At 66.3% G+C, this 25,407-nt stretch carries 26 protein-coding genes; 16 read left to right on the top strand and 10 right to left on the bottom strand.

Going from position 1 to position 25,407, the window contains the following annotated elements:
• The first annotated feature begins 1 nt into the window (after position 1).
• The 5 genes from AC5Y42_RS08350 to AC5Y42_RS08330 all read left to right on the top strand — a co-directional run bounded on the left by AC5Y42_RS08350 (position 2) and on the right by AC5Y42_RS08330 (position 5,151).
• On the top strand, positions 2-739 hold the full coding sequence (locus tag AC5Y42_RS08350; protein ID WP_499897239.1) for a gluconate 2-dehydrogenase subunit 3 family protein: 738 nt from the start codon (positions 2-4) through the stop codon (positions 737-739).
• Positions 732-2,420, top strand: a complete 1,689-nt coding sequence (locus tag AC5Y42_RS08345) for a GMC family oxidoreductase (RefSeq protein WP_499897237.1) — start codon at positions 732-734, stop codon at positions 2,418-2,420. The genes AC5Y42_RS08350 and AC5Y42_RS08345 overlap by 8 nt, the downstream gene beginning before the upstream one ends.
• Before the next feature lie 10 nt (positions 2,421-2,430).
• On the top strand, positions 2,431-3,246 hold the full coding sequence (locus tag AC5Y42_RS08340; protein ID WP_499897235.1) for an enoyl-CoA hydratase/isomerase family protein: 816 nt from the start codon (positions 2,431-2,433) through the stop codon (positions 3,244-3,246).
• A 110-nt stretch (positions 3,247-3,356) separates the two neighbouring features.
• Positions 3,357-3,893 (top strand): DUF3000 domain-containing protein, encoded by a 537-nt coding sequence (locus AC5Y42_RS08335; protein WP_499886349.1) that lies wholly within the window; start codon positions 3,357-3,359, stop codon positions 3,891-3,893.
• Position 3,894: 1 nt separating this feature from the next.
• Positions 3,895-5,151, top strand: a complete 1,257-nt coding sequence (locus AC5Y42_RS08330) for an HRDC domain-containing protein (RefSeq protein WP_499897233.1) — start codon at positions 3,895-3,897, stop codon at positions 5,149-5,151.
• Here AC5Y42_RS08330 and AC5Y42_RS08325 read toward each other — a convergent pair.
• Together AC5Y42_RS08325 and dxs are read right to left on the bottom strand one after the other, a co-directional pair.
• Positions 5,148-5,528, bottom strand: coding sequence for a glyoxalase superfamily protein (locus AC5Y42_RS08325; RefSeq protein WP_499897232.1), 381 nt, complete (start codon positions 5,526-5,528; stop codon positions 5,148-5,150). The genes AC5Y42_RS08330 and AC5Y42_RS08325 overlap by 4 nt on opposite strands.
• A 13-nt stretch (positions 5,529-5,541) precedes the next feature.
• Positions 5,542-7,455, bottom strand: coding sequence for a 1-deoxy-D-xylulose-5-phosphate synthase (gene dxs / locus AC5Y42_RS08320; protein WP_499897231.1), 1,914 nt, complete (start codon positions 7,453-7,455; stop codon positions 5,542-5,544).
• Positions 7,456-7,655: 200 nt separating this feature from the next.
• Here dxs and AC5Y42_RS08315 point away from each other — a divergent pair, with 200 nt between their 5' ends.
• The 6 genes from AC5Y42_RS08315 to AC5Y42_RS08290 all read left to right on the top strand — a co-directional run bounded on the left by AC5Y42_RS08315 (position 7,656) and on the right by AC5Y42_RS08290 (position 14,895).
• Entirely contained in the window at positions 7,656-8,093 is a 438-nt protein-coding gene (locus AC5Y42_RS08315; RefSeq protein ID WP_499885900.1) for a CBS domain-containing protein, read from the top strand.
• A gap of 40 nt (positions 8,094-8,133) precedes the next feature.
• Positions 8,134-9,423: an ArsB/NhaD family transporter gene (locus AC5Y42_RS08310; RefSeq protein WP_499897230.1), complete on the top strand. Its 1,290-nt coding sequence runs from the start codon at positions 8,134-8,136 to the stop codon at positions 9,421-9,423.
• Between the two features lie 750 nt (positions 9,424-10,173).
• Positions 10,174-11,499: a PPE family protein gene (locus AC5Y42_RS08305; RefSeq protein ID WP_499897229.1), complete on the top strand. Its 1,326-nt coding sequence runs from the start codon at positions 10,174-10,176 to the stop codon at positions 11,497-11,499.
• A 51-nt stretch (positions 11,500-11,550) separates the two neighbouring features.
• Positions 11,551-11,850 carry a PE family protein gene (locus AC5Y42_RS08300; RefSeq protein WP_499897227.1) on the top strand — a complete coding sequence of 100 codons (300 nt, stop codon included), beginning with the start codon at positions 11,551-11,553 and terminating at the stop codon, positions 11,848-11,850.
• A 15-nt stretch (positions 11,851-11,865) separates the two neighbouring features.
• Complete coding sequence (locus tag AC5Y42_RS08295; protein WP_499897225.1) at positions 11,866-13,194, top strand: PPE family protein, SVP subgroup; 1,329 nt, start codon at positions 11,866-11,868, stop codon at positions 13,192-13,194.
• A 186-nt stretch (positions 13,195-13,380) separates the two neighbouring features.
• The gene (locus tag AC5Y42_RS08290) at positions 13,381-14,895 is read left to right on the top strand and encodes a DUF389 domain-containing protein (protein ID WP_499897223.1); all 1,515 of its coding nucleotides are present in this window, start codon (positions 13,381-13,383) and stop codon (positions 14,893-14,895) included.
• Positions 14,896-14,981: 86 nt separating this feature from the next.
• Here the strand turns inward: AC5Y42_RS08290 and AC5Y42_RS08285 are convergent, their stop codons facing one another.
• Positions 14,982-16,160, bottom strand: a complete 1,179-nt coding sequence (locus AC5Y42_RS08285) for a class I SAM-dependent RNA methyltransferase (RefSeq protein WP_499897222.1) — start codon at positions 16,158-16,160, stop codon at positions 14,982-14,984.
• Positions 16,157-18,151: an APC family permease gene (locus AC5Y42_RS08280; RefSeq protein WP_499897220.1), complete on the bottom strand. Its 1,995-nt coding sequence runs from the start codon at positions 18,149-18,151 to the stop codon at positions 16,157-16,159. Before AC5Y42_RS08280 ends, AC5Y42_RS08285 begins: the two co-directional genes overlap by 4 nt.
• A 77-nt stretch (positions 18,152-18,228) precedes the next feature.
• Between AC5Y42_RS08280 and AC5Y42_RS08275 the strand changes: the two genes are divergently transcribed.
• Both AC5Y42_RS08275 and AC5Y42_RS08270 read left to right on the top strand, forming a co-directional pair.
• On the top strand, positions 18,229-18,894 hold the full coding sequence (locus tag AC5Y42_RS08275) for a potassium channel family protein (RefSeq protein ID WP_499897219.1): 666 nt from the start codon (positions 18,229-18,231) through the stop codon (positions 18,892-18,894).
• The gene (locus AC5Y42_RS08270; protein WP_499897217.1) at positions 18,891-19,553 is read left to right on the top strand and encodes a potassium channel family protein; all 663 of its coding nucleotides are present in this window, start codon (positions 18,891-18,893) and stop codon (positions 19,551-19,553) included. The genes AC5Y42_RS08275 and AC5Y42_RS08270 overlap by 4 nt, the downstream gene beginning before the upstream one ends.
• Here AC5Y42_RS08270 and AC5Y42_RS08265 read toward each other — a convergent pair.
• Both AC5Y42_RS08265 and AC5Y42_RS08260 read right to left on the bottom strand, forming a co-directional pair.
• Complete coding sequence (locus tag AC5Y42_RS08265) at positions 19,504-20,172, bottom strand: DUF3159 domain-containing protein (protein ID WP_499897215.1); 669 nt, start codon at positions 20,170-20,172, stop codon at positions 19,504-19,506. The genes AC5Y42_RS08270 and AC5Y42_RS08265 overlap by 50 nt on opposite strands.
• 27 nt (positions 20,173-20,199) lie before the next feature.
• Positions 20,200-20,571 (bottom strand): OB-fold nucleic acid binding domain-containing protein, encoded by a 372-nt coding sequence (locus AC5Y42_RS08260; protein ID WP_499897213.1) that lies wholly within the window; start codon positions 20,569-20,571, stop codon positions 20,200-20,202.
• A 160-nt stretch (positions 20,572-20,731) separates the two neighbouring features.
• Here AC5Y42_RS08260 and AC5Y42_RS08255 point away from each other — a divergent pair, with 160 nt between their 5' ends.
• The gene (locus AC5Y42_RS08255) at positions 20,732-21,430 is read left to right on the top strand and encodes an alpha/beta hydrolase (RefSeq protein WP_499897211.1); all 699 of its coding nucleotides are present in this window, start codon (positions 20,732-20,734) and stop codon (positions 21,428-21,430) included.
• On the opposite strand, the gene AC5Y42_RS08250 is transcribed toward AC5Y42_RS08255, so the two are convergent.
• Together AC5Y42_RS08250 and dut are read right to left on the bottom strand one after the other, a co-directional pair.
• The gene (locus AC5Y42_RS08250) at positions 21,427-22,167 is read right to left on the bottom strand and encodes a DUF3710 domain-containing protein (protein WP_499897209.1); all 741 of its coding nucleotides are present in this window, start codon (positions 22,165-22,167) and stop codon (positions 21,427-21,429) included. The genes AC5Y42_RS08255 and AC5Y42_RS08250 overlap by 4 nt on opposite strands.
• 2 nt (positions 22,168-22,169) lie before the next feature.
• Positions 22,170-22,634, bottom strand: coding sequence for a dUTP diphosphatase (dut, locus tag AC5Y42_RS08245; protein ID WP_499897207.1), 465 nt, complete (start codon positions 22,632-22,634; stop codon positions 22,170-22,172).
• A gap of 25 nt (positions 22,635-22,659) precedes the next feature.
• Here dut and AC5Y42_RS08240 point away from each other — a divergent pair, with 25 nt between their 5' ends.
• The gene (locus tag AC5Y42_RS08240) at positions 22,660-23,136 is read left to right on the top strand and encodes a DUF3093 domain-containing protein (protein WP_499897205.1); all 477 of its coding nucleotides are present in this window, start codon (positions 22,660-22,662) and stop codon (positions 23,134-23,136) included.
• A gap of 10 nt (positions 23,137-23,146) precedes the next feature.
• Here AC5Y42_RS08240 and AC5Y42_RS08235 read toward each other — a convergent pair whose 3' ends face one another.
• A complete protein-coding gene (locus AC5Y42_RS08235; protein ID WP_045382353.1) occupies positions 23,147-23,449 on the bottom strand; it encodes a DUF4193 domain-containing protein in 303 nt (100 codons plus the stop codon).
• A gap of 296 nt (positions 23,450-23,745) precedes the next feature.
• Here AC5Y42_RS08235 and cei point away from each other — a divergent pair, with 296 nt between their 5' ends.
• Positions 23,746-24,396, top strand: coding sequence for an envelope integrity protein Cei (gene cei / locus AC5Y42_RS08230; RefSeq protein WP_499897203.1), 651 nt, complete (start codon positions 23,746-23,748; stop codon positions 24,394-24,396).
• Between the two features lie 50 nt (positions 24,397-24,446).
• Here the strand turns inward: cei and AC5Y42_RS08225 are convergent, their stop codons facing one another.
• Positions 24,447-25,322 carry an inositol monophosphatase family protein gene (locus AC5Y42_RS08225; RefSeq protein ID WP_499897201.1) on the bottom strand — a complete coding sequence of 292 codons (876 nt, stop codon included), beginning with the start codon at positions 25,320-25,322 and terminating at the stop codon, positions 24,447-24,449.
• Positions 25,323-25,407: the final 85 nt, after the last annotated feature.

Here is a 25,407-nt window from a genome sequence, read left to right as displayed (position 1 = left end):
CATGCGTGACATCGCCAGCGGTCAGCATCTGCCCAACCTGCGGCCCGACGGCAAGCCGCTGCACCCGTCGTGGCTGCCGCGCCAGCGCCGTGGTGTCACACCGCAGATGATCGGCCGCTACCCCGACTACGACGTGCTGTCCACCGCCGATACCTGGGACGACGCCACCCGCAAAGTGGTGCTGGCCCGGCTGGATGAACCCGGACCGCTGCGGTTTTTCGAGCCGGCCGAGGAGCCGACGCTGCGGATGTTCTGCGACACCGTGCTGGCCCAGGACGGTGAGCCGCGGGTTCCGGTGGCCGAGTTCGTCGACGCCAAGCTCGCCGACGGCCAGCTGGACGGCTACCAATACGACGACATGCCCGACGACCGCGACACCTGGCGCCTGGTACTGGCAGGGTTGGACGAGGCGGCCCGTGACGCCGGGGCGGACTCGTTCGGAGCCGCCGAAGCTACGACGCGCGAATCTGTAGTCCAGCGGTTCGCCGACGCCCAGTTGTACGGCGGCAGTTGGGAGAAGTTGAACGTCTCCCGCGCGTGGTCAGTGGTGATGCGGATGGCGCTTTCGGCGTTCTACAGTCATCCGTGGGCGTGGAACGAGATCGGGTTCGGCGGCCCGGCCTATCCCCGCGGTTTCATGCGGCTCGGCGGGGTCGGCAGCCGGGAGCCGTACGAGAAGCCCGGCGCCACCGATGAGGACCCGGTCACGACCGTCGACGAGGACGACATCGATGGGTGATTTTTGGCGCGGATTGCTCAAGGGCGCACTGGGACCGGCCGACAACGACTCCCGATTCCTGCTCGACGTGCACTCGCGTGACCTGCCCGGCAAGGCCACCATGCGCCGCTACCACGACGACGAAGAGGTCGACCTGGTGGTGGTGGGGGCCGGCGCCGGCGGTTCGGTGCTCGCCCAGCGGCTGGCGCGCGCCGGCTGGCGGGTCGTGATCCTGGAGGCGGGCCCGTTCTGGCATCCCGACGAGGACTGGGTATCCGACGAGGCCGGGTCGCATCAGCTGTATTGGACGCAAAAGCGGATCATCGGCGGCTCGGATCCGATCGAGTTGGGCAAGAACAACTCCGGCCGCGGTGTGGGCGGCTCGATGGTGCACTACGCCGGCTACACACCGCGCTTCCATCCCAGCGACTTTGAGACGTTCACCCGCGACCGGGTGGGCGCCGACTGGCCGATCAGCTACGCCGATCTGCGACCACACTACGAGCGCCTGGAGCAGGAGTTGCCGGTCGCCGGCCAGGACTGGCCGTGGGGCGAGCCGCACCGCTATCCTTTTGCCCCGCATCCCGTTTCGGGTGCGGCGATGAAACTCTGGGAAGGAGCGCTCAACCTCGGCATCGAGATGCGGGTCGGCCCGGTCGGCATCGTCAACGGCACATTCGGCAACCGGCCGCACTGCATCTATCGTGGCTACTGCCTGCAGGGCTGCAAGGTCAACGCCAAGGCCAGCCCGTATGTCACACATCTGCCCGACGCGCTGGCCCACGGTGTGGAGGTCCGGGCCAACTGCATGGCCTCCCGCGTCGAACTCGATGAGACTGGGAATGCCAGCGGCGTAACCTATTTCGACGAAGACAGTAGGAAGGAACGATTCCAGCGCGCCAAAGTGGTTGCGGTGGCCTGCTACTCGATTGAGACTCCTCGGCTGCTGCTCAACTCCACCAGTCAGAAGTTCCCGAACGGATTGTGCAACAACAGCGACCAGGTCGGCCGTTACGTGATGGTGCAGGGCGCCTCGCAGACCGCGGGCCGCTGGCCCGACGAGCTGCGGATGTACAAGGCACCGCCGCCGGAGGTGTCGTCCGAGCAGTTCTACGAGACGGATCCGGATCGCGGCTTCGCGCGCGGATTTTCCATCCAAACGGTGTCGCCACTGCCGATCGGATGGGCCGAACACGTGCTGGCCGACGGGCATTGGGGCGCTGCACTGCGCGAATACATGCGCGACTACAACCACTGGGCCACCATCGGCGTGCTCAACGAGTTGCTTGCGCACCCGGACAACCGGGTCACGCTCGCCGAGGAGACCGACCAGTACGGCATTCCGGTCGCCCGCTTCGACTACGCGCTGTCGGAGAACGACAAGGACAACATGGAGTACTCCACCAACGTCATCACCAACATCCTGCACGCGGCCCGGGCCCAGGACGTGCTGACCATCCAGCGCTTCGCTCATCTGATCGGCGGCGCACGGATGGGCAGCGACCCCGACACCAGCGTCGTCAACTCCGACCAGCGGAGTTGGGCGGTGCCCAACCTGTTCGTGGCAGACGGTTCGGTGTGCCCCACTCAGGGCAGTGCGAACCCGGCGCTGACCATCATGGCGCTGGCCTCGCGGTTGGCCGAACGGATCGTCCGGGGCGACATCAAGGCCGACGTGGGGACCCGAGCCGTGCGTGCGTAACCTCGTCGGTATGCCAGTACAGCAACCCCCAGTCAACTACGACGAATTCCCAAGTCTGCGAATCGAACCCGGCGATGACGGCGTGCTGCAGGTGATTCTCGACGCCCCCGGGCTGAACTCGGTGGGTCCGCAGATGCATCGCGATCTCGCCGAGATTTGGCCGGCGATCAATCGCGATCCCGACGTGCGGGCGGTCCTGGTCCGCGGCGAAGGTAAAGCGTTCTCGTCCGGCGGCAGCTTCGACCTGATCCAGGAGACCATGGGCGAGTTTCCCGACCGGATGCGCATCATGCGCGAAGCCCGCGACCTGGTACTCAACATGGTCAACCTCGACAAGCCGGTGGTCTCGGCGATTCACGGTGCGGCGGTCGGCGCCGGACTGGTGGTGGCGCTGCTGGCCGACGTGTCGGTGGCGGGCCGCAACGCCAAGATCATCGACGGCCATACCAAGCTGGGCGTGGCCGCCGGCGATCACGCCGCGATCTGCTGGCCGTTGTTGGTCGGCATGGCCAAGGCCAAGTACTACCTGCTCACCTGCGGGCCGCTGACCGGCGAGGAAGCCGAACGGATCGGCCTGGTCTCGACCTGCGTGGATGACGACCAGGTGCTGGCCACCGCGACCCGCATCGCCGGCGACCTGGCACAGGGCGCGCAATCAGCGATCAGGTTTACCAAACACAGCCTCAACCACTGGTACCGGATGTTCGCGCCGGCCTTCGAAACCTCGCTTGGCCTGGAGTTTCTCAGTTTCAGCGGGCCGGACGTGGCCGAAGGCCTGGCCGCGCACCGCGAAAAGCGACCGGCTCGCTTCCCCAGCGAGTCTTAGCCGCCCGAGCAGACTGCGGCGCGCCTGTTTCCACGCATCTGCGGATAGGTCTAGCGTCAGAGGTTGTGACTGCAGCCGAACCGGTCCCATTCCGCGAGGCGGTGACGGCGATGAACGCCGCAACCGTGCGGCCGGAGATCGAGCTCGGCCCCATCCGGCCGCCGCAGCGTCTCGCGCCGTACAGCTACGCGCTGGGCGCCGAGGTCAAGCACCCCGACGTCGCGATCGTCCCGGAGCGCTCCGAGGGTGACGCCTTCGGCCGGCTGATTCTGCTGTATGACCCTGACGGCGCCGACGCCTGGGACGGCACGATGCGGCTCGTCGCCTACATCCAGGCCGACCTGGACTCCAGCGAGGCCATCGACCCGTTGCTACCCGAAGTGGCGTGGAGTTGGCTGGTCGACGCCCTGGAGGCACGCGCCGAGGACGTCACGGCTCTCGGCGGCACCGTCACCGCCACCACGTCGGTGCGCTACGGCGACATCTCCGGACCGCCCCGCGCCCACCAACTCGAACTCCGGGCCTCCTGGACCGCGATCACCCCCGACATCGGCACCCACGTCGAGGCGTTTTGCGAAGTGCTCGAGCACGCTGCAGGGCTTCCGCCAGTGGGGGTGACCGACCTCGGGTCGCGGTCCCGCGCCTGAGATGTCCGACGCGCCCGTTCAACCGGAAGTCGATGCCGACGTCACGCCGTTGCTGCATCCCGCCGAGGGCGTGCCGGACCTCTCGGCGACCACGGACCAAATCACCGCCGCAGCGGAGTTGCTGGCCGGCGGGCACGGACCGTTCGCGGTAGACGCCGAGCGGGCGTCGGGATTCCGCTACTCCAATCGCGCCTATCTGATCCAGATCCGGCGCGCCGGCGCCGGCACCGTGCTCATCGACCCGGTAAGCCATGGCGGCGACCCGCTGACGGTGCTGCGACCGGTCGCCGAGGTGCTCGCCGACGATGAGTGGATCCTGCACGCCGCCGACCAGGATCTGCCCTGCCTGGCCGAGGTTGGCATGCGGCCACCGAGCTTGTACGACACCGAGCTGGCCGGCCGGCTGGCCGGATTCGACCGGGTCAATCTGGCGGCGGAGGTGCAGCGACTACTGGGCCTGGGTTTGGTCAAAGGCCACGGCGCAGCCGACTGGTCCAAACGCCCGCTACCGGCGGCCTGGCTGAATTATGCGGCCCTCGACGTCGAGTTGCTCATTGAGTTGCGCCAGGCGATCGTCGGAGTGCTCGCAGAACAAGATAAAAGTTCTTGGGCGGCAGAGGAATTCGAATACCTGCGGACCTCCGGCGCAGAGCCGGCCCAGCCCACCCGGCGCGACCGGTGGCGACGCACGTCGGGGATCCACAAAGTGCGCAACCAGCGCGGGCTGGCCGCGGTGCGCGAATTGTGGACAGCGCGCGACCGCATCGCCCAACGCCGCGACATCGCGCCGGGCCGGATCCTGCCCGATTCGGCGATCATCGCGGCCGCCGTCGCCGACCCGAAAACCATCGACGACCTCGTCGATCTGCCCATCTTCGGCGGACGCAAGCAACGCCGCAGCGCGGCAATGTGGTTTGCGGCGCTGGAGGCCGCCCGGCACAACCGCGAGCCGGTCGAGGAAACCGAACCCCCCAACGGCCCGCCGGCGCCGGCGCGGTGGTCTAAGCGCAGACCCGAAGCCGCCGCGCGGCTGGATGCGGCCCGCGCCGCGCTGACGAAAGTCGCGGAGCGGGTGGCGGTGCCGACGGAGAACTTGATCTCCCCCGACCTGGTGCGACGGCTGTGCTGGGACTGGGATAGCCCCGCCGACGCGACGACGGCCATCGACGATTTTCTCCGTGTCGGCGGCGCCCGCAATTGGCAGCGTCAACTGGTGGTGCCGGAGCTGGCCGCGGCATTGCAGCCGTCGTCCAGTTAGCTTGTGCGCTGGCAGAACCGCAACTGGTTGCCGAACGGATCAATGACAGTCATCGTCGGCCCGCCGGGGGCACCGGCCTCGATCCCCGGACTGGAGTAGCCGTGACGCCGGCCGATCAGCTCGGCGTGCAGCGCGTCGATGTCACCGACCGGAATCCACAGCACGGTGTTGGGACTGCCGTCGCCGTAATGCTCGGTGAGGTGCAGCACCACATCCGACCTGCTCACCTGGATATAGGCGGGCAGGTCTGGCTCGAAGCGATGCTCCCAGTCGCGGCGAAAACCGAGGTAATCACAGTAGAACTCCAGCGCGCCGGCGACGTCGAAGATCCGTAGCAGCGGCACCGGTGGTCCGAGATCGAGCCGCGAGCCACCCATTTCGCTGCGGCCCTCAGTCCAGGTGCTCGCGGATCTCAGCTTCGGTGACCGAGCTTCCCAACGCCGCAACCCAGCCGGTGATCTGCCGCGCCACGTCCTGATCGGTCAGGCCTGCCTCGGCGAGTACCTCACCGCGGGAGGCGTGGTCGAAGAATTGTTGCGGCAGCCCAACATCGCGGCACGGCACGTCGATCTCGGCGCGCCGCAACGCCGCCGAGATCGCCGAACCGACCCCGCCGGCCACGCCGTTGTCCTCCAGCGTGACGACGAGCTTGTGCGTCACCGCCAAGTCGCGCACGACATCAGAGACCGGCAGCACCCACCGCGGGTCGATCACGGTCACGCCGATGCCCTGGTTATGCAGCCGCTCGGCCACCGCCAACGACATCGACGCAAACGCGCCGACCGCGACCAGCAGCACGTCATGGTTCAGCCCTTCGGCCGGCAGCGCGAGCACATCAACGCCGGAGTGCCGCTCGACGGCCGGAATGTCTTCGCCCACATCCCCTTTGGGGAACCTGATCGCGGTAGGACCGTCGTCGACGTCGAGGGCTTCGCCGAGCTCTTCGCGCAGCCGGGCACCGTCTCTGGGCGCGGCCACCCGCATCCCCGGCACGATGCCCAGTATCGACAGATCCCACATGCCGTTGTGGCTGGCGCCGTCGGGCCCGGTGATCCCGGCCCGATCGAGCACCATGGTGACCGGCAACTTGTGCAGCGCCACGTCCATCATCATCTGGTCGAATGCCCGGTTGAGAAACGTCGAATAGATCGCCACCACCGGGTGCAGCCCGCCCATGGCCAGGCCGGCCGCCGACGTTATCGCGTGTTGCTCGGCGATGCCGACGTCGAACAGCCGGTCGGGGAAGCGCTGCCCGAAGGCCGTCAGCCCGGTGGGGCCGGGCATCGCCGCGGTGATCGCGACCACGTCACGGCGTTTGGCACCCAGTTCGATCAACGCCTCGGAGAACGCTGCCGTCCAGCCCGGCCCCGGCACCTTCGTGGCCAACCCGGTCGCCGGGTCGATCACCCCGCAGGAATGCATCTGTTCGGCCTCGTCGGCCTCAGCCGGACCGTAGCCGTGTCCCTTGCCGGTTGCGACGTGCACGAGCACTGGGCCGCCGAACCCGCGGGCACTGCGCAGCGCCGTCTCCACGGCGTGTTCGTCGTGGCCGTCGACCGGCCCGACATACTTCAGTCCGAGGTCGGTGAACAGCAGCTGCGGCGACAGCGCGTCCTTCACGCCGGCTTTGACGCTGTGCATGAAGTGGTAGACCAACTCACCGATGACCGGCATCCCGCGCACCGTGGCGCGCCCCCGGATCAGCAACTGCTCATACTTGGGCTGCAGTCGCAGCGCGGCCAGGTGATTGGCGAGGCCGCCGAAGGTCGGAGCGTAGCTGCGGCCGTTGTCGTTGACGACCACGATCACCGGCCGGCGCGCGGCGGCGATATTGTTCAGCGCCTCCCAGCACATCCCGCCGGTGAGCGCGCCGTCGCCCACCACGGCGACGACGTGCCGGTTGCGGTGCCCCGCCAACTCGAAGGCCTTGGCCAGCCCGTCGGCGTACGACAACGCGGCACTGGCATGGCTGGACTCCACCCAGTCGTGCTCGCTTTCGGCGCGGGACGGATAACCCGACAGCCCACCCTTTTTGCGCAGCGTTTCGAAGTCGGCGGCGCGGCCGGTCAGCATCTTGTGCACGTAAGCCTGGTGACCGGTGTCGAACACGATCGGATCGTGCGGCGAGTCGAATACCCGGTGCAGCGCCAGCGTCAGCTCGACGACGCCCAGGTTAGGCCCCAGATGCCCCCCGGTGGCCGCGACCTTGTGGATCAAAAACTCACGAATCTCGTGAGCCAGATCGCGCAATTCCAACTGGGAAAGGTGCTGCAGATCGGCGGGCCCGCGGATCTGTTCAAGCATCCCGCCAGTGTACGCAGGCACGGGTCACGCGTCGCGTTGATGACATGGGGTGCGGCCGACGCTGATAGGGTCGGTTTTCGGTGAGCCGGGAAGCCTGGTCGGCGTTCGTGTCCTGCAACGTCTAGCGACCCGGGAGCGCGCCATCGCCATCATGGTCGGAGACCAAACAAGCCCGCCCGCAGCGGACGTATTGTCACCGTATGCACGCAGAGGACATCGCCGAGGACTTTCCGGTTGTGAGCATCGATGCCGACGCACTCGATGCCGCCCGCATGCTCGCCGAACACCGCTTGCCCGGGATTGTGGTCACGTCTGGAAAGTCGTACGCCGTCCTACCGGCATCCCAGGTCGTCCGCTTCATCGTGCCCCGCTACGTGCAAGACGATCCGTCGCTTGCCGGTGTACTCGACGAATCCATGGCCGACCGTGCCGCGGAAAAGTTGGGTGGCAAGACGGTGCGCGATGTGTTGCCGGATCACCTGCGCAACGTACCGTCGGCCGACGCCGACGACACCATCATCGAGGTGGCCGCAGTGATGGCGCGGCTGAGAAGCCCGCTGATCGCGGTGGTCAAGGACGGCACCTTACACGGAGTGATCACCGCATCGCGCTTGCTGGCAGCGGCGCTGAAAACTTGATCCCGACGACAGCGGCGCAACGTCGCCGGCTGGGTCGTCGATGAGCGTCGTCGCAATTGCGGTGTTCGTGGCCGCCTATGCGCTGATCGCCAGCGACCGCATCAACAAGACGCTGGTAGCGCTGGCGGGCGCAGCGGTCGTGGTCTGCTTGCCGTTGATCAGGTCCGATGACGTCTTCTACTCCCATGAGACCGGAATCGATTGGGACGTCATCTTTCTGTTGCTCGGGATGATGATCATCGTCAGCGTGCTGCGCCAAACCGGTGTTTTCGAGTATCTCGCCATCTGGGCCGCCAAACGTGCCAAGGGCTCCCCGCTGCGCATCATGATTCTGCTGGTACTGATCACCGCGTTCGCCTCGGCTTTGCTGGACAACGTCACAACAGTCTTGCTGATCGCGCCGGTCACGTTATTGGTGTGCGATCGATTGGCAATCAACGCAGCGCCGTTTCTGATGGCTGAGGTATTCGCCTCCAATATCGGCGGCGCCGCGACGTTGGTCGGCGATCCGCCCAACATCATCATTGCCAGCCGGGCCGGATTGACATTCAACGACTTCCTCGTGCACATGCTGCCGATCGTCCTCATCGTCATCGTCGTCTTTGTCGGTTTGTTGCCGTTCCTGTTCCGTGGGTCGTTCACGGTCGATCCGGAACGGGCCGCCGATGTCATGTCGCTGGAAGAGCGCGAGGCCATTCGCGATCACGGGCTGCTCATCAAGTGCGGGGTTGTCCTGGGACTGGTCTTCACGGCTTTCATCACGCACTCGGCGCTGCACATGGAGCCTTCCGTCGTGGCGCTGCTGGGCGCCGGTGTCCTGGTCGTGATCTCCAGGCTGGAGCGCTCCGACTATCTGTCCAGCGTGGAATGGGAAACGCTGTTGTTCTTCGCCGGCCTGTTCGTCATGGTCGGCGCCCTGGTGAAAACCGGTGTCGTGGAACAGCTCGCACGCTCCGCGACCACTGCAACCGGCGGCAACATGCTCGTCACCGCAATGCTGATCCTCGGCGTATCCGCACCGGTATCCGGCGTCATCGACAACATCCCCTACGTCGCGACCATGACCCCGATCGTCAGCGAGCTGGCGGCCACCATCCGCGACCACGTCCACCCCGACGTGCTGTGGTGGGCGTTGGCGCTGGGCGCCGACTTCGGCGGCAACCTGACCGCCGTGGGGGCCAGCGCCAACGTCGTCATGCTCGGAATCGCCCGTCGCGCCGAGAATCCCATCTCGTTTTGGGAATTCACCCGCAAAGGCGCGGTGGTGACCGCGGTTTCCGTCGCGTTGTCCGCCGTCTATCTGTGGGTCCGCTACTTCGTGTGGGGTTAGCAGATCCCGCGCAGGCACGCGGCGAACTGTTGACCAGCGCGTCGCACCGGAAATGTTCGGTGGTACCGATAGCCGTCGCCAGCAATGAAATGAATTGACGGTTTGCCCACCGTCATCTACGGGTAAGCGATCGGCTTTAGCGCTATCTACGCGATGTCGGCGGACCTACGCGGCGGCGCTTCGACCGACCGGGAGTGATCTGGGGGCCAGACAATGCGAGCGACGTCAAACGACATACCGCGCACAGGTGCTGCGGGATGCTGCTGTGCTTGCTCAGCCCCCACACCGTGGCATTGCGCGCTACAGCATAACCGCGACGTAGAGACGTATCTGCAGCGCAGACAGCATCGGCAATGGCGGAGCCGAGGATCATAGCTTCCGGACAGTGCCGCCTATATCGGCAAAGTCGCGCGGCATTCCGCTGATTCGTGCCACCAGGTGGCTGTACCGCAATCGGTCTGCCGGTCTCGAACTACTGGTTTGCCGCAATGTCGGAGATGCTGCATGCGCTGAGCACGGGCACCATACGTCGTCGCGTCCAGCGGACGAAGCGCGAAATTCTCCGAACTCTTTGAGAGCGAACCGAAATCGCAGTCTAGGCCAGGCGTTTCGAGCAGCGCTGTCCATCGATCGCGCTTAGCCCCGGAATGCCCGGCGGCCGCCTTGAATAGTGGCCAACGCATGTAACGGTCACGTGCAGGTCGTGATGTTGACCATGCATCGTCATTAAGCCAGCCGGAGGCACCGAAAGTGGATTATGGGGCATTACCTCCCGAGATCAATTCCAGCAGAATTTATGCCGGCCCTGGGCCTGGGCCGATGATGGCCGCCGCGGCGGCTTGGGACCAGTTGGCCGCGGACTTGCGCTTGGCAGCCAACAGCTATCAGTCAGTGATCTCCGGGCTGACAGGTGGGGGGTGGCAGGGACCGGCGTCGGCGTCGATGGGCACCGCCGCCGCCCCGTATGTGGCGTGGCTGACAGGCACCTCGGCGCAGGCTGAGCAAACCGCTACCGCCGCTAAGGCTGCGGCGGCCGCGTTCGAGGGCGCGTTCGTGATGACGGTGCCGCCGCCGGTGATTGCCGCCAATCGCGCCCAACTGGCCGCGCTGATCGCAACCAACATCTTCGGCCAGAACACCCCCGCGATCGCGGCCAACGAAGCTCAATACGGCGAGATGTGGGCGCAGGATGCCGCAGCGATGTACGACTATGCGGGCAATTCGGCGGCCACCGCACAGCTGACGCCCTTCAGTCCGCCGCCACCAACCACCAATCCGGCCGGCCTGGCTGGCCAGGCCGGCGCGGTCGCGCAAGCCGCCGGCACGTCGGCCGGCGGCCATGCACAGCTGATGTCCACCATGCCCCAAGCGTTGCAAGCGCTCGCAGCGCCCGCAGCGTCAGCCGCGGACCCACCGTCACCGCTGATGACGCTGCAGATGCTTGAGACAGCGGGGTCGATCATCGCGTCGGGGGTATCCACAGCAGTGGTTTCGACGGCGATTCCGATCGTGCTCATTAACATCGGGCTGGTGTCAACCAATATCGGGCTCACGTCGAGAAGCCTCGAGCAAAAGGAGCAAGAGCAGCGGCAGCAGCCGTCGCAACCGCCTGCCGCGGCGCCGATTGCGGCACACTTGGGCCGGGCTACGACGATCGGCGCATTGGCGGTCCCCCCGAGCTGGAGCGTGGGCACAGTACCCACCAAGATTGTCGCCGCTGCGCTGCAACATGCGGGTCTCGGCGCTGCCCCGGGGATGGCAGCAGCGCAAGCTGGTGATGGCGGCCTGGTAACCGGCATGCCGATCGCGGGTATGGCCGGAGCGGGCCTGGGTGGCGCCGCCGGGGGCAGTTTGGCTGCCCGTGGACGTATCGAGAAGCCCGCGGGTCCAAGTGACTACCGCACCGCAATCGCCGCGACCCTGGGGCGCCCTGCCGCGCAACCGGGCGACGGCGTCGGTCGCGCGGATGTCGCCGATATCGGCCACGGCGATAAACAGCTCTCCGAGGCCGTCACCCTGACCAAACTGGAACGCGAAATCCTCACCGTCGTGCGTCGTTACACCGCAGGACAATGATGATCGGTTCTCCGTCCAAAAGTTGTTTGACCGAGTAAAGGAGCGATGAACATGTCATTTGTGACCACACAGCCAGAGCTGTTGGCGGCAACGGCCGGCAACCTGCAGGGCATCGGCTCGGCGGTGAACGCCGGAAACGCCGCGGCCGCGCCACCCACGACGGCAGTGGTGCCCGCCGCCGCGGATGAGGTATCAGCGCTGACCGCAGCACAATTCGTCGTCCACGCCCAGATGTATCAGGCCGTCAGCGCACAAGCCGCGGCGGTTCACGAGCAGTTTGTGACCACTTTGCGAGTCAGCGCCCAGTCGTATGCGGCCACCGAAGCCGCCAACGCAATCGCAGCAACCTAAAGGAGTTATGACACAATGGACTTCGCGATACTTCCGCCAGAGGTCAACTCCGGCAGACTGTATGCCGGTCCCGGACCGGGGCCGATGCTGGCCGCAGCCGCGGCTTGGGACGGAGTCGCTAGCGACTTGGGCTCGGCAGCTTCTTCGTACGAATCGGTGATCTCCGAACTCGCCGGTGGGTGGCGGGGGCCAGCATCGACGTCAATGGTGGCCGCAGCCTTGCCCTACGCGGCATGGATGCACACCACCGCCGCCCAGGCCGGACAGGCCGCCACCCAAGCCAAAGCTGCCGCCGCGGCCTACGAGACCGCGTTCGCGATGACCGTGCCCCCACCGGTGATCGCGGCCAACCGCGCCCAATTGACCGCGCTGATCGCAACCAACATCTTCGGCCAGAACACGCCGGCAATTGCGGCCACCGAAGCGCACTACAGCGAAATGTGGGCACAAGATGCGGCCGCTATGTACGGCTATGCCGGTAGCTCCGCAGCCGCCTCGATGTTGACGCCATTCATCCCGCCGCAACCGAGCAGCAATCCCGGGGGCCTGTCCGGTCAGGCCGCCGCGGTCGCCCAAGCCGCCGGCACCTCGGCCGGTACCCGCGCGCAGACAGCGATCTCGTCGATCTCCGGGGTGCCGCACGCGCTGCAGAGCCTGACAGCGCCCGGAGCAGGACTATCGCAGCTGGGCTCGGCATCGGCGCCAGTTAATGCGCTCGCGCCGGCGCTGAGCGCAGATCCGGCTGTGAGTCTGGCCGCTGCGGGTTTGGGTGCTGACCTTTTCGGTGCGTTGGTTATCGATTCGGCGGGCTCCTTCGGTATCGACTCGGCCGGCTCGTTCGGTGTGGACTCGGCCGGCGTAGCTGTTGCGCTCCAGGCCGCGCAGATAGATACAAAAGGTGTGTTTCCCGGCTTTAGCCCGTTCCCAGGCTGGGGCACACCCGTGGCGGCAAGCATGGGTCAGGCCAACTCGGTCGCCGGACTATCGGTGCCACAGTCCTGGACCACGACAGCTCCGCCGGCGATCCGCCACGTCGCTCTGGTGTCGCCGGGCGCCAGTGCCGCTGCGACGTCGGTCGTCGCGGCCGGCGAATCACAAATCCCCTACGCCGAAATGGCTGCGGCGGGGATGGCCGGCCGCGCCCTAGGCAGTACTACCGGGTTACGCAGGCGGGAGACCGCAGCGTCGACCAGTCGGAATCGCACGGAGCCGTTATCGAGGTCGCTCAACGGGCCAGTGACCGGAATCGCCGCCGAGCTACGCGAACTCGCCGAGCTCCGCGACTCTGGGATCCTGACCGAGGAGGAATTCACTCAACAAAAGCAACGCCTTCTCGGGCAGTAGAACCCCGGTGCTGCGTAATTGGCAGTATGCCTCGCCGATGCGAGCCCGCACGGCGCGATGACTCGAACGGTGGAACAAATCAGCTAAACCATTGACTACACACAATATCCTGACATCGGTCCGATCCACCGCACGGACAAATAAACCGTCATCGTTGAGGCAATCCGGGGCGCAAGGGGGAACGACATGCTGACCGGGCTGAGGAATCGCGTGGTCTCGATGGTGGCATGGCCGCTGAATCGCTTACCGATCGAGGATCGCGATTCGGTGATGGAAGCCTTGATGGTGACCCCGTCGGGTGCAACAGTCACGCGTTTCGCGGTGCTGATGTTTCTCTCCAGCCTGGTAGCTGCGATCGGCCTGCTACAGAATTCTGCGGCGGTCGTAATCGGTGCGATGATGATCGCTCCGTTGATGGCACCGATCATGGGAATCGCAGCCTGCTTGATCATGGGATGGGGACCGCAGCTGCTGCGTGGCCTGACGCTGGTGTCGTTGTCGGTGGTGGGAGTCATCGCGGTGGGATGGATGTTCGCTGTTTTGCTGCCCCCGACTGGAACCGGGCTGCCTGCCCAGGTTGTTGCGCGTTCCAGCCCGGATATTCGGGATCTACTGGTTGCGCTCGGGGCAGGCGCCGCCGGGGCGATCGCCACCGTACACAAACAGATTTCCGCAGCGCTGCCCGGTGTCGCAGTCGCTGTCGCGGTCGTCCCGCCTCTGGCGGCAGCCGGTGTGCTCCTGGGTCAGGGGCAGCCAGAGTTGGCTCGGGGCGCCGCGTTGTTGTTTCTGACGAACCTGATCGGCATCGTGTTGATGGCGGCTGTGGTATTCCTGCTGACTGGCTTGGTTCCCGGAGACATGTTGCGGACCCGTCGCGGCCAGATTCTTACTTCTCTGGCTGTGGCAGGCGTTTGCGTATTAGCGCTCGCATTGATCCTCACGCCGCGCTATATCGCTATCACCCGCCAAGCCCACGAACTCAAGGTAGCCACCCAGACAATTACAGATCTTCTTGACTCGGGTAGCAGGCTTACCCGTATCACAGCCTCTGACAACGCGATTCGCGCCGATATCGCGGGTCCCACGTCACCGCCACCGGTGCAGAGTGTGGCGGCCACTCTCGGTCGCGCACTGGGCCATCCGGTTACTGTGCAGTTGGGCTGGATACCCATGCGGGATCCTGAAGACGACCAGCCCAATATGCCGCAACTGCCGCTGAACGAGCTAAGCCCCGTGGTCGAGAAGTGGCTGGCCGGGCAATCATCGAGCCTCAAAGGACTCAGCTATCAATCCGGGACGCTGGTTGTCTCCGCCACCGGACCACATCCGCCAAAAAATTCCGGAAACCTGACCGCGCTGCTCAACGCACGGTTCAACTACCGCATTCCGGTCAGCCTCGCCTGGACCCGCACCCGTGGAGCCGCCGAACCCAATGGCAGCGAAACCGCACTTGCCACCGCGCGCGGCACCGCGGCCGAATGGGCATCAGTCACACCAGATACCGCAATCTTGAGTATCACCGGGTCCGCCACGGCGATCACCGTCACCTTGATCGGGCAAGCTGAACCGGATGTCGGCACACTGCAAGCTGACCTGCAGACCGCGCTGCCGCAGACCACCATCACCATTCAGTGGGTATCCGGCGGTTTATTGGTCATCGCCACGCCTACCTCGACACCGACCCCGACGCCGCCGCGGTAATCACAGTTAGCGGATGCCGCCTGTAGTCGCCGAAACAGCTGAACCGACTCCCCTGCTTGACAATGCCCGCGGCGGCAATCACCACATCAGCGCCTCAGCAGCGCGGCGCACTCCACGTGGTGGGTCAGCGGGAACGAGTCGAACACTCGGATCTTCTCGACGACGTAGCCGTGTCCGCGGTACAGGCCGATGTCGCGCGCGAAAGACGCTGCCTCACACCCGATATGCACCACTCGAGGCACATTGGCAGCAGCCAGCAGGTCGATGACGTCGCGGCCCGCGCCGGCGCGCGGCGGATCCAGCACCGCCACGTCGGCGCGCGTGCGTTGGGCGGTCACCGCCCGGCGCACCGAATCGTTGACCACACTCACGTGGGCCAGGTCGGACAACGCGGCTCGAGCTGCGCGCGACGCCGCCCGGGAGGTGTCGACGCTCACCACTCGCCCGGACTCGCCTACCGCGTCGGCCAGCGCTGCCGCGAAAACGCCTGCGCCGCCGTAGAGATCCCATCCGGTCTGGCCGGCGCCGGCCTGCGCCCAGTCGGTGACCAACGAGCTGTAGAACCGCGCCGCATCTCGGTGGGCCTGCCAGAACGCCGTCATCGGCACCTTCCAGCTGCGCTCACCGGCCCGCTGCACGGCTTGATAGCTGCCCTCGATCACATCGGTCGCGGTGCGTCGGCCCTGCCGCGCGGTGCACACCACATGACGCTGCGCATCATCGTCAACGGCCACATGCAGTTGAGCGGCCGGTGGCCAACTCGCGACGGCCAGGCCGTCGACCATCCCGGGAACCAGCTGCGCGCAACGAATATCGCTGACCAACTCGTCGCTGCGGTAACGATGAAAGCCGGCGCGGCCGTCCGCGTCCACCGCCAGCCGGACCCTGGTGCGCCACCCCGTTGGGCCCGTCTCGGAAAGCGGTTCGGCCACACCGCACCATCGCTGATCGCCCAGGCGCGCCAGCTGATTGGCCACCACCTCGCCCTTGAGCGCCCGCGCCATCTCCGGTTCGGCGAAGGCCAAGTCGCAACAACCGGCCCCGTCGACCCCGGCGATCGGACACAATGACGTGATCCGGTGACCCGACGACGCAATCACCTCGATGGTCTCGGCGTGCCAGTAGGAACCCCGATCCGCGGTGACCCGCGCCCGTACCCGTTCACCGGGCAGCGCATAACGGACGAACACCACCCGACCGTCATGCCGGGCTACACAGCTGCCTCCGTTCGCCGGCGCACCGACGGTCAGCGTGAGTTCGGTCAATCGAAGATTCCCCGCCGCGCGTCTCCGGGAGCGATGTGGGGCTGCAACGTCTTGAGGCGCTCCGACGAAGACAGTTGCCATGGAACAGAAGTCACCATCACGCCCGGCATGAATAGCAACCGCCCTTTGAGCCGCAACGCACTCTGGTTGTGCAGCACCTGTTCCCACCAATGGCCCACGACATACTCCGGAATGAACACGGTCACCACAGTGCGCGGCGACTCCTTGCTGACCCGCTTGACGTACTCGAGCACCGGGCGGGTGACCTCGCGGTAGGGCGACGCGATGACCTTGAGCGGCACGCTGATATCGCTGTCTTCCCATTTGCTCACCAGCTCGCGTGTTTCGCCGTCGTCGACGCTGACCGTGACGGCCTCCAAGACATCGGGCCGGGTGGCTCGGGCATAGGCCAGTGCCCGCAAAGTCGGCAGGTGCAATTTCGAGACCAGCACCAGGGCGTGGTTGCGACTGGGCAACACCACACCCTCGTTCTCGGCGGCCTGCTGCTGCAGTTCACGGCTGACCGCGTCGTAATGCTTGCGGATCAACTTCATGACAAGGAACAGCGACGTCATCGCGACGACGGCAATCCAGGCGCCGGCGGCGAACTTGGTGACCACCACGACACACAGCACCGTTCCGGTGGAAACCAGGCCGATCGTGTTGACCACCCGCGAGCGCATCATCTTGCGCCGCGCCAAGGGATCAGTTTCGTTGCGCAGCAGGCGCGTCCAGTGCCGCACCATGCCGATCTGACTGAGCGTGAAGGACCAGAACACCCCGACTATGTAGAGCTGGATCAGGGCAGTCACCTGGGCGCGGAACAAGATGATCGCGGCCAGAGCCGCCGCGGACAAGAACAGGATGCCGTTGGAGAAGGCCAATCGGTCACCGCGGGTGTGCAGTTGGCGCGGCAGATAGCTGTGTTGCGCCAGTACCGAACCCAATACCGGAAAGCCATTGAATGCGGTATTGGCCGCCAGCACCAGAATGAGTGCGGTCACTACGGTGATGAGCCAAAATCCGATCTCAAAGCTGCCGAACACCGCTTGAGCAATCTGCGCGACAAGCGTCTTCTGTTGGTAATTCGCAGGGGTACCGATCAGCTGACGCGCGGGATCGTCGACGATCTTGACTCCGGTCTTCTCGGCCAGCAGGACGATGCCCATCAGCAGGCTGACCGCGATCATGCCCAGCATCAGCAGGGTCGTTGCGGCGTTGCGCGACTTCGGCTTCCGGAATGCCGGTACGCCGTTGCTGATCGCTTCCACGCCAGTCAAAGCCGCACACCCTGAGGAAAATGACCGGGCCACCAGGAAAACCAGAGCGAATCCGACGATCTGACCGTGTTCGGCCCGCATGTCGAAACCGGCTGATTCGGCCCGGAGCGGGTCACCGAGAACGTAGATCCGGAACAGGCCCCAGACCAGCATGATGCCCAGACCGACGATGAACGCGTAGGTGGGAACGGCGAACGCCACCCCGGACTCGCGGACGCCCCGCAGGTTCATCGCCATCACCAACAGAATCGCGATGACGCAGAACAGCACTTTGTGATCGGCGATGAACGGAATGGCCGATCCGATGTTCGACATGGCCGACGCTGTCGAAACAGCAACGGTCAGAACGTAATCCACCATCAGCGCGGCGGCCACGGTCAGACCCGCATTCGCGCCCAGGTTGGTGGTGACCACTTCGTAGTCGCCGCCACCGGAGGGGTAGGCGTGCACGTTCTGCCGGTAGCTGGCCACCACGATCAACATGACCGCGGCCACCGCCAACCCGATCCACGGCGTCAGCGAGTACGCGGCCAGGCCGGCCACTGAAAGCATGAGAAATACTTCCTCAGGGGCGTAAGCCACCGAAGACAGCGCATCCGAGGCAAACACCGGTAGCGCGACCCGCTTCGGCAACAGGGTATGGCTCAGCCGATCGCTGCGAAACGGCCGACCCAACACCAACCGGCGCGCCGCCGTCGAAAGTTTGGACACGAGAGCCAAGAGTAAGCCCACCGGCGATTGGCGGTAGCGTTCCGTAGACGAGCAGGACGCAGCCGAAAGGACCTCAGGTGCGGGTAGTGGTGATGGGGTGCGGCCGGGTCGGGTCTTCGGTGGCCGACGGCCTGTCCCGGATCGGCCACGATGTCGCGGTCATCGACCGCGACGGGACTGCCTTCAACCGGCTCAGCCCGGATTTCGCCGGCGACCGGGTGTTGGGCCTGGGCTTCGACCGCGATGTGCTGTTGCGGGCGGGCATCGAGGAGACCGATGCCTTTGCCGCGGTGTCGTCCGGCGACAACTCCAACATCATCTCGGCGCGACTGGCCCGGGAAACCTTCGGCGTGCAGCGGGTGGTGGCACGGATCTACGACGCCAAACGCGCCGCGGTCTACGAGCGGCTGGGCATTCCCACCATCGCTACCGTGCCGTGGACTACCGATCGCCTCCTCAACGCGCTGACTCGGGACTCTGAGACCAGCAAGTGGCGCGATCCGACCGGCACCGTCGCCGTCGTCGAGGTAGTGCTGCATGAGGACTGGGTGGGACATCGCCTGACCGATCTGGAAACCGCGACCGGAGCCCGGGTGGCGTTTTTGATCCGGTTCGGCAGCGGGCTGCTACCCGAACCGAAGACGGTCATTCAGGCCGGCGATCAGGTCTACGTCGCCGCGATATCCGGCCGCGCCGCCGAGGCGGTGGCCATTGCCGCGCTGCCGCCGAGCGAAGAGTTATGAAGGTCGCGATTGCCGGCGCCGGCGCGGTGGGTCGCTCGATCGCGCGGGAACTCATCGAAAGTGGCCACGAAGTCAGCCTGATCGAGCGCAACCCCGAACACCTCGATGTCGATGCCATCCCGGCAGCGCACTGGCGGCTGGGCGATGCTTGCGAGTTGAGCTTGCTGGAATCGATCCACCTCGAGGACTTCGACGTCGTCATCGCCGCGACCGGTGATGACAAGGCCAACGTGGTCCTCAGCCTGTTGGCCAAAACCGAGTTCGCGGTGCCTCGGGTGGTGGCCAGGGTCAACGACCCACGCAACGAATGGCTTTTCACCGACGCCTGGGGCGTCGACGTCGCGGTATCCACCCCGCGCATGCTGGCCTCCCTGGTCGAAGAGGCCGTGGCCGTCGGAGACCTGGTGCGGCTGATGGAGTTCCGCAAGGGCCAGGCCAACCTCGTCGAGATCACGCTGCCCGACGACACGCCGTGGGGCGGCAAGCCGGTACGCAAGCTGGAGCTGCCGCGCGATGCGGCGCTAGTGACGATCCTGCGTGGGCCGCGAGTCATCGTGCCGCAGGGCGACGAACCGCTGGAGGGCGGCGACGAGTTGCTCTTCGTCGCCGTTACTGAGGCGGAGGCGGAGCTGCGCCAGCTGCTTCTGCCCGCGCACTGACCAGAACCGGACCTGATGCACGCTGCGCGGCTTTGATCGCCAGATAGGTCACCACGGCGGCCGCAGCAGTCAGCGGCAAGCCCATTGCGATCCGCGCGACACCCAACCAACCCGTCTCATCGGCGTCGTACAGCAACCGCTGCACCACAAAGCGGGCACCGAAGACCAGCACCCAGGTCAGGGTCGCGAGATCGAAGGCGTAGACGGCGCGACGCACGTCACGCCAGCTGCGGTCATCTCCGGCCCACCAGCTCCACACGTAGCCCACAACGGGCCGGCGGATCAGCACCGACACCGCAAAGACGGTCGCCCACACCAGCGACACCCAGATGCCCAGCAGGAAATACCCCTTGGACTCTCCGAGCGCGTAGGCGATCAACGCACAGAAGGCAACGCCGATGAATCCGGATACCGCCGGTCGGGTGGACTCCCCCCGGATCAGTCGCCACAGCAGGATGAGTGCCGCCACCCCAAGCGCCGCGCCGGTGGCCGGGATCACTCCCGACATGCCGGACACGACGACGAACACCACGACCGGCAGCGAAGAATAGACCATTCCGCTCACACCGCCCAGGTGTGCCATCACCCGTTCGGCAGCGCCGGTGCGGTCATCTGCCATGGTCATTCCCGCCCGTCAGGATTCATCTCACCGCTGAATTTCGTAATGCGGGTTGTAAATCGCTTTGGTGCCGTTGTCGAGCTTGCCCAGGCGACCCCGCACTCGCAGCGTGCGGCCCAAGTCGATGCCCGGAATACGACGCTGCCCCAGCCACACCAATGCCACGGTGTCGGTGCCGTCGAACAACTCGGCACGGACCCCACCGGCGCAGCCCTTGGCGTTGGCTTCCACGCTGCGCAGCGTGCCCACCATCGTGACCTCCTGACCACGGCGGCAGTCGATCGCGCGCTGCGCGCCGGTGTTGGTTGCCTCGTCGGACAACTCCTCAACGTCGCGCTGCTCGGGGTCCTCCGTCAAACGACGAGTGAGCCGGCGCAGATAACCTTCGCGGGTCGCCATCACCTCTCCTGATCACTTCGGCCGATCCCACTGGAACCAATCCACTGTGGTGGTCGAACCCATATATGCCAACGGACACCGTAGACCCGTTGGTTCCCCAACGCCATGTATCTCTTGGGGTGTCGGGGGGATACCCGCGATTGCCAGGCAGTATCAAGCTGTGACCGTCGACTTGAGTGGTGTGCCGGCCGTCATGCTGCCCGGCACCGGATCCGACGACGACTACATCCGGCGGGCGTTCGGCGGCCCGTTACGTGCAGCCGGCGCGCTGATTGTGGCACCGCCCCCGCGGGCGGGGGGATTGGTCCGCGGGTACCTCGCCGCCCTGGACGACGCGGCGCACGGCGGGCCGATCGCGGTCGGCGGTGTTTCGATCGGCGCCGCGGTGGCCGCCGCATGGGCGCTGGCGCATCCCGATCGCGCGGTGGCGGTGCTGGCCGCGCTGCCCGCCTGGGCGGGTGCGCCGGACGATGCGCCGGCCGCGCATGCGGCGCGGCATTCCGCGGCGCAACTCCGCCGCGAGGGACTGGCCGCGACGACGGCGCAGATGCGTGAGTCCAGCCCGCCGTGGCTGGGTGACGAGCTGGCCCGGTCATGGCTGGGGCAGTGGCCACAACTCCCCGACGCCATGGACGAGGCGGCGGCCTACGTCGCGCCAACCTGTGCAGAGCTCGCGGCTCTGGCGTCCCCATTGGCGGTGGCGACGGCCGTCGACGACCGGATCCATCCGGCGGAGGTCGGCGTGCAATGGGCGGCCGCCGCACCGCGCGCCGCCGTGCGCACCGTGACGCTGGATCAGATCGGCGCCCACCCGGCTGCGCTGGGCGCCGCGTGTCTGGCGGCGCTGGGCGCCGCTTAGCCTCCGGTGCTGGTGCCGCGCAATTGCTGCATGGCCGACCCCTGGGCGCTGCGCCGGGCGGCCGGTTCGGGATCATCCTGCTGCGTGGCCGCTTGTTGGGCGGCGGCCTCCCGCAGCTGCGCTGCCATCGGCTCGGGCAACTGCACAGCCAGCGGCGTCCGCACCGGCAGTGGTGTATCGCCGCGACGGACTACGGTATCCGCCAGCGCTTCCCGGGCTTCCTCGGTGAGCGCGTTGATGGTCTCCTGTGTTCCGTTGACCACGCAGCGGATCATCCAGCGGTAGCCGTCGATTCCGATGAAACGCACCTCTCCGGCCGCACTGCCGACAACTTCCCGGCCCCAGGGACCGTCCTGGATGGTCACTTTCGCGCCGTCTTTGCGCAGTGAATCAGCGAGTTCGGTGGCCACTTCCCGCCATAACCCGGCCGTCTTCGGCGCCGCATACGCGGCGATGGTGAACCGGCCATTGACCGTGACCACCCACACCGCACTCGGGACGCCGGTATCGGTGAGTTCGACTTGCAGCTGACCGTCCCCGGGCATCGGGATCAGCACCGAGCCGAGGTCCAAGCGGGCCACTTCGGCGGCCGCGGGATCATCGAAATCTTCGATGTCGAACGGGCCGTCGAGTTCGACGTCGGATTCGACTTCGGCCGTCGGCTCCGGTTTTTGCACTGGGACCGCCACCTCTGCCTCGGCCGAGTCGTCTTGGGGTTTGCTTTTACCGAATGCCATGATCACAAACTCGCGTGTCCGCCGGAGGAGCCGTGACCGCCGTCGCCACGGGATGTGCCCGCCAGGCCGGCCTCGTCAAACGACGCCACCTCCATGAGCTCGACCAACTCCACGCGTTGCACCAGCAGCTGGGCGATGCGATCACCGCGGTGCACATGGATCGGGGCCGCAGGATCGAGATTGATCAACGCGACCTTGATCTCCCCGCGGTAGCCGGCGTCGATGGTCCCGGGACTGTTGACGATCGAAAGCCCCGCTCGCGCAGCCAATCCGGAGCGAGGATGCACCAGCCCGACCATTCCGAACGGGATGGCCACCGCAATGCCGGTGCGCACCAGGGCACGGTGACCCGGTGCCAGTTCGATGTCTTCGGCGCTGCAGAGGTCGACGCCGGCGTCCCCCTCGTGGGCGCGACTAGGCAGTGGAAGTCCCGGATCGAGGCGGACGATCGCCAGACTGGTCGACACGGGGGCACAGACTACCCTTGACCGCGTGTCGGGTACGCGCGTCGCGCCGCAAAGTGTGCGGTATCGCGAGCATTTATGGGTGCCATGGTGGTGGTGGCCCCTGGGTTTCGCGGCTGCGGCCCTCATCGCGTTGGAGGTCAACCACGGCGTGCCGACACTGCCCGTGTGGTTGCCATTTGCAGTCCTGTTCGCGGTGGCCGCCGGAGCGTTGCTGTGGCTGGGCCGGATGGAAATTCGGGTCACCGTCGGCGACGACGGCGTCGAGCTGTGGGCCGGTGAGGCGCATCTGCCTGTCACGGCGATTGCCCGTTCTGCGGAGATCCCGCGCTCGGCCAAGTCTGCGGCGTTAGGGCGCCAGCTCGATCCGGCAGCCTACGTACTACACCGAGGCTGGGTCGGCCCGATGGTGTTGGTCGTGCTCGACGACCCCGACGACCCGACGCCGTACTGGCTGGTGAGCTGCCGTCACCCGCAGCGGGTGCTGTCAGCATTGCGGAGCTGACCCAACCCGCTCAGGCCGCGCAGTCGGTACAGATCATCACGCCGTTCTTCTCGCTGGCCAGCCGGCTGCGGTGCTGCACTAGAAAGCAGCTCGAGCAGGTGAACTCGTCAGCTTGCTTGGGAACAACACGAACCGACAGTTCTTCGCCGGACAAGTCGGCGCCAGGCAGTTCGAACGACTCAGCGGACTCGGATTCGTCGACGTCGACTACGGCCGACGCCGCTTCATTGCGCCGCGCTTTGAGCTCCTCTAACGAATCCTCAGAAACGTCATCGGTCTCGGTGCGCCTTGGGGCGTCATAGTCGGTAGCCATCGGCCTTTCCCCTCGCTCCCCTCATAAACCCTGCAAGCAACGCTTTGTACCAGCGTCGAACGCATCCGCCAAACGATTCGTGCCCATAACCCGGTTTGTTCAAGTGTGATTTACGTCACACACCTATCTTGACCGCCCTATCTGGTTCTAAACATCGCGTTCGGATCGCCGCCAGCCCCGTCGGCGGCGACCCACTGCGCCCGGCTACGCCGCCCTTGTGATCACCGCTAGCCTCGTCGGCGGCGACCCACTGCGCCCGGCTACGCCGCCCTTGTGATCACCGCTAGAGTTCTCCCGTGGTCGCGCAAATCACCGAAGGCACCGCGTTCGACAAACATGGTCGCCCGTTTCGCCGCCGCAACATCCGGCCCGCCATGTTCCTGCTGATTTTTCTGGTGGTGGCAACCGGCTTTATCTGGACGATTGCACTGACCCGTCCGTCCGACGTCCACGAGGTCGCGATCTGCAATCCCCCGCCGCCGCAGACCGATCCGGCGCAACCGCGGCTGGGCGACCCGGTTCCGTACAGCACGATGATCAACGTGACCCCGGCCAAACTGGCCGATACCAAGATCCGGGTGCTCAATGCCAGCGGGCGCGGCGGCCAGGCCGGTGACGTCGCCGGCACGCTGCGCGACCTGGGTTTCGCCCAGCCGACCGCCGCCAACGACCCGATCTATGCCAATACCCGCCTGGCCTGCCAGGGCCAGATCCGCTTCGGCGAGGTCGGGCAGGCTGCGGCGGCTGCCCTGTGGGTGGTGGCGCCATGCACCGAATTGTTCCGCGACGACCGCGCCGACGACTCCGTCGACCTGGCACTGGGCACCGAGTTCACCGCGCTGGCCCACAGCGATGACATCGAAGCGGTGCTCGCCGGTTTACGCCCAGGGCCCGGTGAGCCGCCAGATCCTGCGCTGCTGTCGAAGATCCACGCCAACAGCTGCTGATTTCGTCCAGCGGACGATGCGCGCCGCGAGGACAAGCCTGACAACCAGACCTACTCCGGGATCGGCGCCAGCCCGCCGAATCGGTCGAGGGCAGCAAGCAATTCGTCCGCGATCCCCGGTGCTGCCGCCACCACCAGCCCGGCGCCGCCGGTTGACGCCCCAGCCTCCGGGAGCACTATCCGCCCTCCCGCCTCGGCGGCGATCACCGCGCCGGCCGCGCAATCCCACACGTGTAGCCCGTGCTCGTAGTAGGCGTCCAGTCGGCCCGCCGCGACCATGCATAAATCCAGTGCGGCAGAACCGATGCGGCGCACATCGCGGACCACCGGCAGCATCCGGGCCGCCAGCGCCGCCTGGGCTGTGCGGCGCCCCCTGGAATATCCAAACCCGGTGCCCAGCAGCGCCATCGACAAATCGTCGACACCGGTGCATCGCAGCCGACGGGTTTCCTGCCCCTCGGCGAGGTGCGCACCGAGTCCGGTCCCAGCCGAATACACCTGGCCGCCGACGACGTCGGCGACCGCGCCGGCAACCGACACGCCGTCGATCTGCGCGGCCACCGAGACGGCGTAGGCCGGGATGCCGTAGACGAAGTTCACCGTGCCGTCGATCGGATCAAGTACCCAGGTGACAGTGTCGGCACGGCTCGCCGAAGGATCGGCCGGCCCACCGCCTTCTTCACCGAGAATGGGGTCGCCGGATCGCAGCTGCGCCAGTCGATCACGCAACAATCGCTCGGTTTCGGTATCGACGACGGTCACCGGGTCCGTCGGGGTGGACTTGGCCTGCACCGCCTCGCTTGCCGGGACGCTCGCATCGGCGCCGAACACCTCGGCGCGACGACGGCGCACGAACTCAGCCGCTTCGCGAGCCAGCGCTTCGGCCACCGAACGCAGCTGAGCAGGGCTGTTGTCAAGTGTCGTCACCGCTCTATCGCATCACAATCGTCGCTGGGGCATCCCCGCGGTGGGGGCATCCCATTAGGGTGTGGGCCACAGCCACGTCCCGCCG

The sequence above is a fragment of the Mycobacterium sp. NGS48 genome (assembly GCF_059812585.1).
Note: the sequence above shows the minus strand (reverse complement) of the source record. Positions and strands in the feature narration are given on the sequence as shown.

Excerpts from the sequence above, each read along its gene's own strand:
- AC5Y42_RS08350 (WP_499897239.1), top strand. The coding sequence starts at position 2 with ATGCGTGACATCGCCAGCGGTCAGCATCTGCCCAACCTGCGGCCCGAC.
- AC5Y42_RS08345 (WP_499897237.1), top strand. The coding sequence starts at position 732 with ATGGGTGATTTTTGGCGCGGATTGCTCAAGGGCGCACTGGGACCGGCC.
- AC5Y42_RS08340 (WP_499897235.1), top strand. The coding sequence starts at position 2,431 with ATGCCAGTACAGCAACCCCCAGTCAACTACGACGAATTCCCAAGTCTG.
- AC5Y42_RS08335 (WP_499886349.1), top strand. The coding sequence starts at position 3,357 with ATGAACGCCGCAACCGTGCGGCCGGAGATCGAGCTCGGCCCCATCCGG.
- AC5Y42_RS08330 (WP_499897233.1), top strand. The coding sequence starts at position 3,895 with ATGTCCGACGCGCCCGTTCAACCGGAAGTCGATGCCGACGTCACGCCG.
- AC5Y42_RS08325 (WP_499897232.1), bottom strand. The coding sequence starts at position 5,528 with ATGGGTGGCTCGCGGCTCGATCTCGGACCACCGGTGCCGCTGCTACGG.
- dxs (WP_499897231.1), bottom strand. The coding sequence starts at position 7,455 with ATGCTTGAACAGATCCGCGGGCCCGCCGATCTGCAGCACCTTTCCCAG.
- AC5Y42_RS08315 (WP_499885900.1), top strand. The coding sequence starts at position 7,656 with ATGCACGCAGAGGACATCGCCGAGGACTTTCCGGTTGTGAGCATCGAT.
- AC5Y42_RS08310 (WP_499897230.1), top strand. The coding sequence starts at position 8,134 with ATGAGCGTCGTCGCAATTGCGGTGTTCGTGGCCGCCTATGCGCTGATC.
- AC5Y42_RS08300 (WP_499897227.1), top strand. The coding sequence starts at position 11,551 with ATGTCATTTGTGACCACACAGCCAGAGCTGTTGGCGGCAACGGCCGGC.
- AC5Y42_RS08295 (WP_499897225.1), top strand. The coding sequence starts at position 11,866 with ATGGACTTCGCGATACTTCCGCCAGAGGTCAACTCCGGCAGACTGTAT.
- AC5Y42_RS08290 (WP_499897223.1), top strand. The coding sequence starts at position 13,381 with ATGCTGACCGGGCTGAGGAATCGCGTGGTCTCGATGGTGGCATGGCCG.
- AC5Y42_RS08270 (WP_499897217.1), top strand. The coding sequence starts at position 18,891 with ATGAAGGTCGCGATTGCCGGCGCCGGCGCGGTGGGTCGCTCGATCGCG.
- AC5Y42_RS08265 (WP_499897215.1), bottom strand. The coding sequence starts at position 20,172 with ATGGCAGATGACCGCACCGGCGCTGCCGAACGGGTGATGGCACACCTG.
- AC5Y42_RS08260 (WP_499897213.1), bottom strand. The coding sequence starts at position 20,571 with ATGGCGACCCGCGAAGGTTATCTGCGCCGGCTCACTCGTCGTTTGACG.
- AC5Y42_RS08250 (WP_499897209.1), bottom strand. The coding sequence starts at position 22,167 with ATGGCATTCGGTAAAAGCAAACCCCAAGACGACTCGGCCGAGGCAGAG.
- AC5Y42_RS08235 (WP_045382353.1), bottom strand. The coding sequence starts at position 23,449 with ATGGCTACCGACTATGACGCCCCAAGGCGCACCGAGACCGATGACGTT.